This is a genomic window from Burkholderia sp. Ac-20344 (genome assembly GCF_017104975.1).
Classification (GTDB): domain Bacteria; phylum Pseudomonadota; class Gammaproteobacteria; order Burkholderiales; family Burkholderiaceae; genus Burkholderia.
In genome coordinates this window covers 1-11,756 of sequence record NZ_JAAGPP010000215.1, presented here as the reverse complement: position 1 = coordinate 11,756, position 11,756 = coordinate 1, and the positions used below count along the sequence as shown (strand labels likewise).

The window sequence follows — 11,756 nt, the reverse complement described above, 5'->3', positions numbered from 1 at the left end:
CCGAGGGCCGGCGCGTCGCGGTCGTGTCGTCGGGCGACCCGGGCGTGTTCGCGATGGCCGCGGCCGTGCTCGAAGCGCTCGACGAAGCGCGCGACCCGCACTGGGCCGCGGTCGACCTGCGGGTGGAGCCCGGCATCTCGGCGTCGCTCGCGACGGCCGCGCAGGCCGGTGCGCCGCTCGGCCACGATTTCTGCGCGATCTCGCTGTCGGACAACCTGAAGCCGTGGGGCGTGATCGAGACGCGCCTGCGGCATGCGGCGCAGGCCGATCTGGTGATGGCGTTCTACAACCCGATCTCGCGTGCGCGGCCGTGGCAGCTCGATCGTGCGCTCGACGTCGTGCGCGCGCACCGCACGGCCGATACGGTGGTCGTGCTCGGCCGCGACATCGGCCGGCCGGGCGCGACGCTCTCGACGACGACGCTCGGCGCGCTGCGCAGCGACCAGGTCGACATGCGTACGATGGTGATCGTCGGTTCGTCGACGACGCGACGTTTCGCGATCGGCAACGGGCGCGAGTGGGTCTATACGCCGCGCTGGTATCGCTGAACCCGGTTATCGCGCCGGCGTGACGCGACGCGCGTCAGCATCGGCATGCGCGGAGCCGGCCGCGCCGCCGGCGCGCCAGAACCGGTACACGAGCACGCCGACGATGGCCTGCGCCGCGACCACGAACGCGACGCAGCCGGCCCATCCCCACCGATGCCAGCCGGGCACCGGCAGGATCGAGCCGAGGCTGCCGCCGAAGTAATAGCAGGACAGGTAGATGCCGATCGCCGTCGAGCGCGCGCTCGACGCCGCCTGCGAGATGAACGTGTTGGCCGACGCCTGTTCGACGAACACGGCGGTCGAGCTGAGCGCGAGGCCGGCCAGGATCGCCGGCACGGTGTCGGACAGCGTCAGCAGCGCCCCGCCGATCGCGAGCGCGGCCGCGGCAAGCCCCGGCGCGCGCGGGCCGCGATGCCGCGCGAGGCGCCCGGCCAGCGGCGTCACGACCACCGCCACCAGAAACACCGCATAGATCGCGCCGATCCCGACCGTGCCGAAGCCGAACGGCGCGCGGGCCAGGCGCAGGCCGACGAACGTGAACGTCGCGACCTGCGACGCGAGCACGCACGCGCCGATCGCGAACGACGCGAGCAACGGGCCGCGCGTGACGATGCGCCAGGACGGCCCCGCACCGGCATCCGCATCGTGGTCGACGCGCGGCGCGATCGCGCCGGACGCCGGCAGGCTCGCGTAGATCGCGATACCCGTGACGAGACACCATGCCGCGACGACGTCGAGCGCATGCCGCCAGCCCCACATCGACGTCATCAGGTTGGTCGCGAAGCGGCCGGCGAACCCGCCGAGCGTCGTGCCGGCGACGAACAGCGCGCTGATCTCGGCCGACGTGCCGCGATCGAAGCGCTCGGCGATATAGGCGATCGACAGCGCGAAGACGAACGGCATGACGAGACCGGCTGCAAAGCGCGCGCCGAGAAACGACGCGAAGCCGGCCGCATGCGCGGACCACACGACCGGCAGCGCGACGGCCACCGCCGCCAGCGAGATCGCGACGCGCCGCTCGATGCGCGCGGCCAGCACGCCGACGAACGGCGCGATAATGGCGACGGCCGTCGTGGTCGCGCTCACGCCCTGCCCCGCGCGCTCCGCGCTGACGCCGAAGGTGGCCGCGAGTTCGTGCAGGATGCCCTGCGTCGAATACAGATTGAGAAACGCGGCGAAGCCGCAGAGAAAGAACGCGATGCGCGTGGTCCTGTCGTTCATCGGAGCAGCCTGGTCGTCGATGCAGACAGTCTGACGAGTGCGCCGCGTGCACGCCAATACCGTTTTCATCGCGATTGATACCGGAACGACAACAATGCTCGACCTGCGCCGCCTCCGCTATTTCGTGGTCGTTGCCGACGAACTGCACTTCGGCCGCGCGGCGTTGCGCCTGCGGGTCGCGCAACCGCCGCTGACGCGCCATATCGCCGCGCTGGAAAGCGAACTCGGCGTGCGGCTGTTCGAGCGTTCGACGCGCGCGGTGCGGCTGACGCCGGAAGGCGCCGCGTTCCTCGAGCATGCGCGCAACGTCGTCAGCGCAGCCGCCGAAGCCGAGGCGAGCGCGCGCAAGATCGCGCAAGGCATCGCCGGGCGGATCGTGATCGGCTATGCGAGTTCGATTCCGATGTCCGACACCTTCCCGGACGTCATTCGCCATGCGAGCCGCACGATGCCGGACGTCGAGCTCGTATTCCGCGAAGCCGCAACGGCCAGCCAGCGTCAGCAGATCGCGGACGGCACGATGGACATCGGTTTCGGCTGGGCGTGGGGCGGCGCACCCGGCATGCCGGTTGCGTCGCTCGTCGTGTCGCGCGAACCGCTCGTCGCGGCCGTGCCGGCCGGCGATCCGCTCGCGGGCCGTGCGAGCGTCGACGTCGCAGCGCTTGCGAACGCAACCTTCGTCACCTTTCCGCCCGGTTACGGCTCGGCATTGACCGCGGCACTGGACGACCTGTGCGCGCAAGCCGGATTCGCGCCGCGGATCGGCGCGACCGCGGCACAGATCACGACGCTCGTCTCGCTGGTAGCGGCCGAGCGCGGCATCGCGATCGTGCCGGGCTTCACGGCTACGCTGCAGCGTCCGGGCGTCGTCTACGTGCCGCTCGCCGGCACGCGCGCGGTCGAGCAGATCGTGTCGTGGAACGAGCCGTTTGCATCGGCGTGCATCGAGCGCTTCGTCGCACTGGCACGCTCGCTTGCGCAGCCGCCATCGGCCTGATGCGTCGCGAACGACACGCGTCGGGCCTTGCGCGATCGATCGGGAAAATCGCCCGCGTCACGCATTCCGGAACTGTGTGGAATCGGCAAGATCGTTACGTATCGGGAATCAAATAACAAAAAGAACTCCTGACTATTCACTATTCGACGCGAATCCTCCAAGATGGGCACGCCGCCGGCCGGGCATGCCCGATCGCCCGACCGGCGGCGATACGCGGGCCAGCGTATCCCTCTTCCACTTGGAGAACACAATGAACAACAATGTGTTGCCGCGTTTCATCCCGCGCGCCTTTGCCGCGGGTTGTCTGCTCGCCGTGGCGAGCGTGTCCCAGGGCGCCGGCGTCTATGCGCCCTATGTCGACGTGACGCTCTATCCGACGCCGCTCGTCGACCAGATCGGCGTCCGGCAAGGTATCCAGCAGTTCACGCTCGCGTTCGTGGTCGCGGGCAACGGTTGTACGCCGTCGTGGGGCGGCGTGCAGCCGATCGGCAACGGCGCGAGCGGCGGCCTGCTGACCGCGCTGTCGACGTCGATCGCCAGCTATCGCGCGAAAGGCGGCGAAGTAGCCGTGTCGTTCGGCGGCGCGAACGGCACGCCGCTGATGCAGGCATGCTCGACGGTCCCCGCGCTGGCGAGCGCATACCAGACCGTGATCGACACGTACGGCCTCACGCACCTCGACTTCGACATCGAGGGCGCGTCGCAGCTGGACACCGCCGCGGTCGCACGCAACTTCCAGGCGGTCACGCAGCTGCAGGCGAGCTATGCGGCGAAAGGCAAGCCGCTGCACGTCACGCTGACGCTGCCGACGATGCCGACCGGGCTCACGCAGGACGGCCTGAACGTCGTCTACGCGGCGATCTCGAACAAGACCGTGTTCGATGCGGTGAACGTGATGGCGATGGACTACGGCCCCGCGAACATCGACATGGGTGCCGCCGCGATCAGCGCCGCGCAGGCGCTCTACTCGCAACTCGATACGGCCTTCAAGTCGGCCGGCCAGCCGAAGACCAACGCGCAGCTCTGGCAGATGGTGGGCGTCACGCCGATGATCGGCGTGAACGACGTGCAGGGCGAAACCTTCACGCTTGCGAATGCGCAAAGCGTGCTGAACGCGGCGGTCGGCAACGGCTACGGCTTCTTCGGCAACTGGTCGGTCGGCCGCGATCAGGCGTGCCCGTCCGGCGGCACGTATGCGTCGCCGACCTGCTCGGGCGTCGCGCAGCAGCCGTACGCGTTCGCGACGATCTTCAAGCACCTCGACGGCAAGTGGGGCACGGGCGTCACGCAGGATCCGAACTACGGCGGCGGCTCGGACGGCGGCACGCCGCAGCCGGGCGCGCCCTGGGCGGCGGGTCAGGTCTATACGGCCGGCGCGACGGTCACCTACCAGGGCACGACGTACCAGGCGCAATGGTGGACGCAGGGCGACGTGCCCGGCCAGGCCGCCGTGTGGAAAGTGGTCGGCGGCGGCACGCCCACGTGGTCGGCAACGACCGCGTATTCGGGCGGCACCTGCGTGATGTACCAGGGCGCGAAATACTGCGCGAAATGGTGGACGCAAGGCGACAACCCGAGTGCGGGCGGTGTGTGGGTGAAGTCGTGACGGCGCGACTCGGCCATCGCTAGGCCCGCGCATCGGGGCCGTTCACGGCGATCGCTACCCGATCGCCGGCGGACGGCCCGCTGGCCGGCGCGCCCTGCCCGCCGTCAGCCGCGCGCGTGCTCGGCCAGCAGCCGCGCCTTCGCGTCGACGAGCAGCGCCGCATGCGTATCGCGATGCTGGCGGATCCGCTCGGTCGGCCCGACCACCGACAGCCCGTACCAGTCGCCGTCGAGCGTCAGCGCGACCGCAATCGCCGACAGCTCGGGCGCGCTCTCGCCGAAGTTCTCGGCCCAGCCGAGTTCGCGAAACCGGGCGGTCTGCGCGACGAGCGCAGGTAGATCCGCCACCGTCGCGTCGGTGAAGCGCTCGAACGGCAACTGCGTGCCGAGCGCCTGCTGCGCGTCGCCGGCCAGTTCCGCGAAGATCGCCTTGCCGATCGAGTTCGCGTGCAGCGGGCGCAGTTCGCCCGGCGCGCGCGTATAGCGGATCGCCTGCTCCGATTCGACGACGTCGAGGTACGTGACCGACACGCCCTGGATCTTGCCGAGCACGGTCGTCTCGCGGCTCGCGTCGCGCAGCGCGACGAGATGCGGGTGGACGATGTCGACGACCGGATCGGTCGCGTCGATCGCGGCGGCGATCGTCTGCAGGCGGCGCGTCGGGTAGTAGCCGCCGCGCTTGCGCACTTCGTACAGGTAGCCGCGGCTCACGAGCGTGCGCGCCATCGCGAGGCAGCTCGACGCCGGCACATTCAGCAGGCGCGCGAGTTCGGTGAGCGGCAGCGGCCGCCGTTCGGCGGCGAACAGCTCGAACAGGTCGAGCGTGCGGGCAACGAGTTTGACGTCCATGACGAGCGCTTGAATCGGAACAGGAAGCCGCGCACCGGGCCGGCCGCCGGGTCGTACGCTCAGTACGACTTCGGCAGCCCGAGCACCTTCTCCGCGATGTAGCACAGGATCAGTTGCGGACTCACGGGCGCGAGCCTCGGAATCATACACTCGCGCAGGTAGCGCTCGACATGGTATTCCTTCGCGTAGCCCATCCCGCCGTGCGTCGCGACTGCCGTCTGGCACGCCTGGAACGCCGCTTCCGCGCCGAGATACTTCGCGGCATTGGCCTCCGCACCGCACGGCTGCCCCGCGTCGTAGCGCGTCGCGGCCTTCATCACCATCAGCCACGCGGCCTCGAGCTGCATCCATGCCTGCGCGAGCGGATGCTGGATCGACTGGTTCTGCCCGATCGGCCGGCCGAACACGACGCGCTCGCACGCGTACTGCGTCGCGCGGCGCAGCGCGGCCTGCCCGAGCCCGATCGCCTCCGCGGCGATCAGGATCCGTTCGGGATTCAGCCCGTGCAGCAGATAGCGGAAGCCGTCGCCTTCGTTGCCGATCAGGTCGCCTTCCGGCACGCGCAGGTTGTCGATGAACAGCATGTTCGAATCGACCGCCTTGCGGCCCATCTTCTCGATCTCGCGCACCTCGACGCGCGAGCGGTCGAGATCGGTATAGAACAGGCTCAGCCCGTCGGTCGGCTTCGCGACCTGGTCGAGCGGCGTCGTGCGCGCGATGATCAGCATCTTGTTCGCGACCTGCGCGGTCGAGATCCAGATCTTGCGCCCGCTCAGCACGTAGTGGTCGCCGTCGCGGCGTGCCTGCGTGGTCAGGTGCGTGGTGTCGAGGCCTGCATCGGGTTCCGTCACCGCGAAACACGCCTTGTCGCGCCCGGCGATCAGCGGCGGCAGGAAGCGCGCCTTCTGCGCGTCGTTGCCGAACACCTGCACCGGGTTCAGCCCGAAGATGTTCATGTGGACGGCCGACGCGCCGGACAGGCCGGCGCCCGATGCGCTGATCGTGCGCATCATCAGCGCGGCCTCGGTCATTCCGAGCCCGGCACCGCCATGGGCCGGGTCCATCGCGATGCCGAGCCAGCCGGCCTCGGCGAGCGCCGCGTGGAAATCGGCCGGAAACCCGCCCGCGCGATCGCGTTCGAGCCAGTAGTCGTCGCCGAAGCGTGCGCAGATTTTCTCGATCGCGCTTTCGATCGCGCGCTGGTCATCGGTCAGGTCGAACTGCATGGAATGCTCTCCCGGAAAAAGGTAAGCGGTTGCCCCGCGCTCAAGAAAGCGCCAGGCGGCGCCGGGGTTTCCGCTCCGAAGGACGTCCCGTTGCGGGATAGCCCGCTCGGAGCGTTGGCACCAGGCGGCCGATCTCGGGCGCTCACAACGGAAACACGCCGACGATCACGGCGGCGAACACCATCAGCACCGTGGCGGCGAACAGGAACGGAATCGTGAATTTCTGGTGCTCGGCGAGCTCGACGCCGGTCAGGCCGACGATCAGGAACGTCGCGGGCGTGAGCGGGCTCACCGGGAAGCCGGTCGTCATCTGGCCAAGCAGCGCGGCCTGCGCCATCTGGATCGGCGGCACGCCCAGCAGCTTCGCGCTTTCCGCGAGCACCGGCAGCACGCCGAAGTAGAACGAATCGGGGTCGAACAGCAGGCTCAGCGGCATCGACAGCAGCCCGAGCACGAACGGCATGTGGCGTGCATGCTCGACCGGCACGTGCGCGACGACCACGTCCGCCATCGCCTTCAGCATCCCGGTGCCGGACATGATGCCGGTGAACGCGCCGGCCGCGAGCAGCACGCTCGCCATCATCAGCGCGGCCTTCGCATGTGCATCGATCCGCTCGCGCTGGGCCTGCACGTCCGGGTAGTTGATCACGAGCGCGGCGACCGTGCCGAGCATGAACATCACCATCGGGTCGACGATGCCCGACACGAGCGTGACGAGCACGACGAGCGTCAGCACGAGATTGATCCGGAAGCGTTCCGGCCGGCGCAACGCGCGTTCGGCGTCGGTCAGCACACGCGGCGCAATCGCGAGCGATGCCGCACCGGCACGGTCGAGCCCGAGCCGTTTCGCCTCGCGCACGCCGAGCACGTACGCGGTGCCGAACACGAACACGAGCCCGGCGATCTGCACCGGAATCATCGGCGTGAAGATCGCGGAACCGGGAATGTGCAGCGCCGCCGACGCACGCAGCATCGGCCCGACCCACGGCAGGAAATTGACGCCGGCCGCCATCGACGCGACGCACGCGAGGATGCGGCGATCCATCCCGAGCCGCGTGTAGAGCGGCATCATCGCGGGCAGCGTGACGAGAAACGTGACGGCGCCCGAGCCGTCGAGATGGATCAGCAGCGCGAGCAGCGCCGAGCCCATCACGATGCGCGGCGGATGGCAGCCGATCACGCGCAGCACGCCCGCGATGATCGGGTCGAGCATTCCCGCATCGGTGAGGATGCCGAAAAAAAGAATCGCAAAAACGAACATCCCGGCGATCGGGCCGATGTTCTGTACGCCGTGCACGATGAACTTGCCGGTCGCGAGCCCGAAACCGGCCGCGAGCGACGCGGCCACCGGCACGACGATCAGTGCGACGAGCGGCGACAGCCGCTTCGTGATGATCAGGCCGAACAGCGCGACGATGGCGATCGCGCCGATCCATGCAAGCATGATGCGTCTCCTCTTCAGCCGGTGCGCCTGTGCGGGGCCCGGCATGGTGTTCGAAGGGTCGTGCGGTACGCGTGGCCGTGCGGCGCCGTCGGGCGCGCGGCACGGCCGGCCGCCGCGATGCCGGTCAGTCCCGGCGTGTGTCGTGGCCGCGGTCGTCAGCGTTGGCCTCGGCGTCGGCAAACACCTGCGCCGCATGTTCGTTCAGCGCGGGCGGCGGCCGCCGGTACGTGGCCGGCGTGCGGCCGAGCTTGATCGGCGACGCGATGCCGCGATGCCGGCCGAGCTCGACCTTCATCTCCCGGTGCGCGACATGCGGATGGTCGAGCGCCGCATCGAGCCCGAGCACCGGCGCGCACGGCACGCCGCGGCGCATCAGTTGCTCGGCAAGCGCCGCGCCGTCGTGTCCGGCCAGCGCCGTTTCGAGCAGCGTGCGCAGCGGGGCGCGATTCGCGCTGCGCGCGCGGTTGTCCGCGAAACGCGGATCGTCGAGCCAGTCGCGCGTGCCGAGCACGTCGCATAGCGCCGCGAACTGCCCGTTGTTGCCGACCGCGAGAAAGATGTCGACGCTCGCCGTCGGAAAGCTGTCGTACGGCGTGATGTTCGGATGCGCGTTGCCGGTGCGCACGGGCGCGTTGCCCGAATGGAAGAAGTTCGGCGTATGCGGATGCAGGATCGACAGCGCGCAGTCGAACAGCGTCGCTTCGACGAACTGGCCGCGGCCGCTCGCGTCGCGCTCGCGCAGCGCCATCAGCACGCCGAGCGCCGCGTTCAGCCCGGTGACGAGATCGACGATCGGCACGCCGACCCGCAGCGGCGCACCGCCGGCTTCGCCATTGACGCTCATCAGCCCCGCGAGCGCCTGCACGGCCGCATCGTAGCCGGGCAGCCCGCCGAGCGGGCCGTCCGCGCCGAAGCCCGACACGCGGCAATGGACGAGGCGCGGAAACCGCGCATGCAGCGCGTCGAAGCCGAGCCCCCAGCGCTCCATCGTGCCGATCTTGAAGTTCTCGACGATGGCGTCCGCGTGTTCGAGCAGGCCGAGCAGCCGCTCGCGGTCGGCCGGTTGCGTCAGGTCGAGCGCGATGCCGAGCTTGTTGCGGTTCACGCCGAGGAAGTACGACGCGGTATCGCCGTCGAACGGCGGGCCCCAGGTGCGCGTCTCGTCGCCGGACAGCGGTTCGACCTTGATCACCTCCGCGCCGTGGTCGGCCAGGATCTGCGTGGCATACGGGCCGCCCAGCACCCGCGACAGATCGATGATGCGCAATCCCGCCAGCGCGCCCTGCTGCTCGTGTTCCGCCATGCGTCTCGCTCCTGGTTCCGGTTGATCGGACTGCCGGTTCCGGCGGCCCGGCGCCTGCGGCGCGACCTTCCGGATTCAGCGAATAATTCTTGTATGTGAATTTATATTCACGCCCGGGAATTATTCTGTCAACCCCGGCGGCACCCTGACGCGGTGCGCAAGACGCCGCCGTGCGCAAGTGGAGGCGACACCGAATACTGGCCGGTTGCGGTGGCGCCCCGCCTTTCGCTAAGCTGGCGGACAATCTTCATCTCAAAAAAATCGGGCGGATCATTCATGAAACGAATGCTGCTGGCGGCCTTCGTGCTGGCGTCGACGCTGGGCGTCGGACATGCGCAAACCCAGACGTTCCACTTCGGCGAAGGACAGACCGGGATGCCGGACGCGGCGCCGGCCGCACGGCACGCGACGCCGCCGTCGCCCCACCATCGGCGCGCCGTTCACAAGCGCCGCCAGCCACGCCACGCGAAGCCGACGCGCAGCGGGATCCGCAGCGGGATCTATACGCACGCGTAACGCGGCGCGCGTTGCCCGACGCCGTGCACGGAACGGTCATGAACGGCCGGTAAGATCGCTGCGGCGGCCTGTACGCCGTCGCGGCCAGCTGCCGGGTAACGCGCCGCCGACGCGCATTTTCTCCACGATCCAGCACCCGTTTTGCCGAACATGAGTACCGGGCCGGACACTCTCGCCGTCATCAAGGAACGCGCCACGATCGTGTGCCGTCAGCGCAGCAGCGTGCTGCTGGTCGCCCGCACCGCATCGCGCTGGTCGCTGCCGGGCGGCACGATCCGGCGTGGCGAGACGCCGCTGGATGCGGCGCTGCGGGAGCTTGCCGAGGAAACGCGGCTGGAGGGGCTCGTGCTCGACTACGCGGTGCAGTTCGGCGGGCTGACGAAGCTCCATCACGTGTTCGTGGCCGACGTGCCGGCGCACCTGACGCCGCGCGCAAGCAACGAGATCGCCCGCTGCAAGTGGTTCACCATCGACCGGCTCGACACGCTTCATGCGAGCGTGCCGACGCGCAAGATCATCGAGCTGCTGCGCCTCGACTGTTTTTCGGCGATCGCGAACGGCCGGCTGCGCTGACGTCGGTATCGCCCGCGCCGCTCACCCTTGCGGAATCGTGCCCGGCCGGACGTACGCGAGCATGTGCGGCACGTAGTCGGCCTTGCCGAGTTCGACGCCATGGTGGCGCAGGATCGCGTACGCCGCGATCGCGTGGAAGTAGAACTGCGGCAGCGCCCAGTCGCGCGCGTACTGTTCGCCCGTCATGTCGAACGCGATCCCGTTCGGCATGTCGAGCGCGATCGGCTGCGCGGCACCGCCATCGAGCGCATCCGGTGCCAGCTCGCCGAGAAACGCGAGCGTGCCGGCGATGATCGCCTGCGCGTCGGCGAGCGAGCCGGGCTGCGCATCCGCATTCCATCCCGCCTCGCGCAACGCCAGCAGCGCGGCCGGCAACGGTTCGCCGCGCAGCCGGTGGACGGGCTCCATCGCCTGGAAGCACGAGAAGCGCACCTGTGCCGCGAGCGGATACATGTCGGGCGCCAGCTTCAGCGTCATCGCCGCATCGGGCGCGTCGCCCGCGGCCTGCCGATGTGCGACAGCCTTGTCGAGCCATGCGGTCTGCGCGCGCAGCATGTGGGTGAAGGTCGGAACGAGAAGTTGGGTCGGTGACACGCGTGCGCTCCGGTGTTGTGGTTTGCGCCACGATAGCAGCGTCGGCACGAACCTGCATCCCCGCATGGGCGATGAGCGCGATTTAATGCGGATTCGGTGATGTGGCGCATGGCGCGTGCGCGTGTCGCCCCTCGCAGGACGATCACGGCACGCGGTCGTCTCGACGCAACCTCAAGGCTTGCCGTGCCGCGCCAGGAACCGGTCGAGTTGGGACGCAAACGCCTTGCCGTCGCGCGCGCTGAACGGCGCGGGCCCGCCCGTGTCGATGCCCGCGCTGCGCAACTGATCCATCATCGCGCGCGTCGACAGGCGTTCCTCGATGTTCTCGCGGCTGAACCAGTTGCCGCGCGGGTCGAGCGCATGCGCGCCCTTGTCGAGCACGGCGGCGGCCAGCGGGATGTCGGCGGTGATCACGAGGTCGCCCGCTTCCGCCAGCTCGACGATGCGCGCATCGGCCACGTCGAAGCCGGCCGGCACCTGCACCGCCTTGATGAACGGCGACGGCGGCGTGCGCAGAAACTGGTTCGCGACCAGCGTCACGCAGATTTCGGCACGACGCGCGGCGCGAAACAGCATGTCCTTGATGACGGCGGGACACGCGTCGGCATCGACCAGTACTTGCATGGCGGTTGGTTCCAATGGGCAGAAGCGGAAGCGGCGATCATAACGCACCGCCGGCCGGGCATCAGCCGGCGCGGCCCGTGCGCAGCGCGTCGGCCGTTACCCACTGCGCGCCCCACGCCGCGGCCAGCCGCGCCCCCTGCCCGATCCGCACGGCCGCATCGTCGAAGTCGACGAACACGACGTGATCGGCCGCCGCGGGCTTCGCGGGCGTCTCGCGCGTGCGCCCGTCGGACAGCACCCACAGCCAGCGCTGCTT

The 11,756-nt window shown here is 69.5% G+C and carries 12 protein-coding genes and 1 pseudogene; 5 read left to right on the top strand and 8 right to left on the bottom strand.

The genetic code is table 11. From position 1 onward, the window contains the following. The coding region (locus tag G3N64_RS36030) for a precorrin-3B C(17)-methyltransferase (RefSeq protein ID WP_205788409.1) at positions 1-548 on the top strand (548 nt) is incomplete at its 5' end. A gap of 6 nt (positions 549-554) precedes the next feature. Here G3N64_RS36030 and G3N64_RS36025 read toward each other — a convergent pair. Then, the gene (locus tag G3N64_RS36025) at positions 555-1,769 is read right to left on the bottom strand and encodes an MFS transporter (RefSeq protein ID WP_205788408.1); all 1,215 of its coding nucleotides are present in this window, start codon (positions 1,767-1,769) and stop codon (positions 555-557) included. 94 nt (positions 1,770-1,863) lie between these two features. Between G3N64_RS36025 and G3N64_RS36020 the strand changes: the two genes are divergently transcribed. Together G3N64_RS36020 and G3N64_RS36015 are read left to right on the top strand one after the other, a co-directional pair. Next, positions 1,864-2,766, top strand: a complete 903-nt coding sequence (locus G3N64_RS36020; RefSeq protein ID WP_205788407.1) for a LysR substrate-binding domain-containing protein — start codon at positions 1,864-1,866, stop codon at positions 2,764-2,766. Positions 2,767-3,016: 250 nt separating this feature from the next. Further along, positions 3,017-4,372 carry a chitinase gene (locus tag G3N64_RS36015; protein ID WP_205788406.1) on the top strand — a complete coding sequence of 452 codons (1,356 nt, stop codon included), beginning with the start codon at positions 3,017-3,019 and terminating at the stop codon, positions 4,370-4,372. A gap of 104 nt (positions 4,373-4,476) precedes the next feature. On the opposite strand, the gene G3N64_RS36010 is transcribed toward G3N64_RS36015, so the two are convergent. The 4 genes from G3N64_RS36010 to G3N64_RS35995 form a co-directional block, all read right to left on the bottom strand. After that, positions 4,477-5,220: an IclR family transcriptional regulator gene (locus tag G3N64_RS36010; RefSeq protein ID WP_205788405.1), complete on the bottom strand. Its 744-nt coding sequence runs from the start codon at positions 5,218-5,220 to the stop codon at positions 4,477-4,479. Between the two features lie 59 nt (positions 5,221-5,279). After that, positions 5,280-6,446, bottom strand: coding sequence for an acyl-CoA dehydrogenase family protein (locus G3N64_RS36005; protein ID WP_205788404.1), 1,167 nt, complete (start codon positions 6,444-6,446; stop codon positions 5,280-5,282). A gap of 142 nt (positions 6,447-6,588) precedes the next feature. Further along, positions 6,589-7,890, bottom strand: a complete 1,302-nt coding sequence (locus G3N64_RS36000; RefSeq protein ID WP_205788403.1) for a citrate:proton symporter — start codon at positions 7,888-7,890, stop codon at positions 6,589-6,591. Between the two features lie 124 nt (positions 7,891-8,014). Continuing rightward, positions 8,015-9,193 carry a CoA transferase gene (locus G3N64_RS35995; RefSeq protein WP_205788402.1) on the bottom strand — a complete coding sequence of 393 codons (1,179 nt, stop codon included), beginning with the start codon at positions 9,191-9,193 and terminating at the stop codon, positions 8,015-8,017. Positions 9,194-9,469: 276 nt separating this feature from the next. Between G3N64_RS35995 and G3N64_RS35990 the strand changes: the two genes are divergently transcribed. Further along, the gene (locus tag G3N64_RS35990; protein WP_205788401.1) at positions 9,470-9,709 is read left to right on the top strand and encodes a hypothetical protein; all 240 of its coding nucleotides are present in this window, start codon (positions 9,470-9,472) and stop codon (positions 9,707-9,709) included. Between the two features lie 150 nt (positions 9,710-9,859). Next, a complete protein-coding gene (locus tag G3N64_RS35985) occupies positions 9,860-10,282 on the top strand; it encodes an NUDIX hydrolase (protein WP_205788400.1) in 423 nt (140 codons plus the stop codon). Positions 10,283-10,303: 21 nt separating this feature from the next. Here G3N64_RS35985 and G3N64_RS35980 read toward each other — a convergent pair whose 3' ends face one another. The 3 genes and pseudogenes from G3N64_RS35980 to G3N64_RS35970 form a co-directional block, all read right to left on the bottom strand. Continuing rightward, entirely contained in the window at positions 10,304-10,876 is a 573-nt protein-coding gene (locus G3N64_RS35980) for a DUF1993 domain-containing protein (protein ID WP_205788399.1), read from the bottom strand. A 171-nt stretch (positions 10,877-11,047) separates the two neighbouring features. Further along, positions 11,048-11,500: a YaiI/YqxD family protein gene (locus G3N64_RS35975; protein WP_021160082.1), complete on the bottom strand. Its 453-nt coding sequence runs from the start codon at positions 11,498-11,500 to the stop codon at positions 11,048-11,050. A 61-nt stretch (positions 11,501-11,561) separates the two neighbouring features. Beyond that, positions 11,562-11,756 (bottom strand): annotated as a pseudogene (locus tag G3N64_RS35970) (magnesium chelatase); the annotation flags it as partial.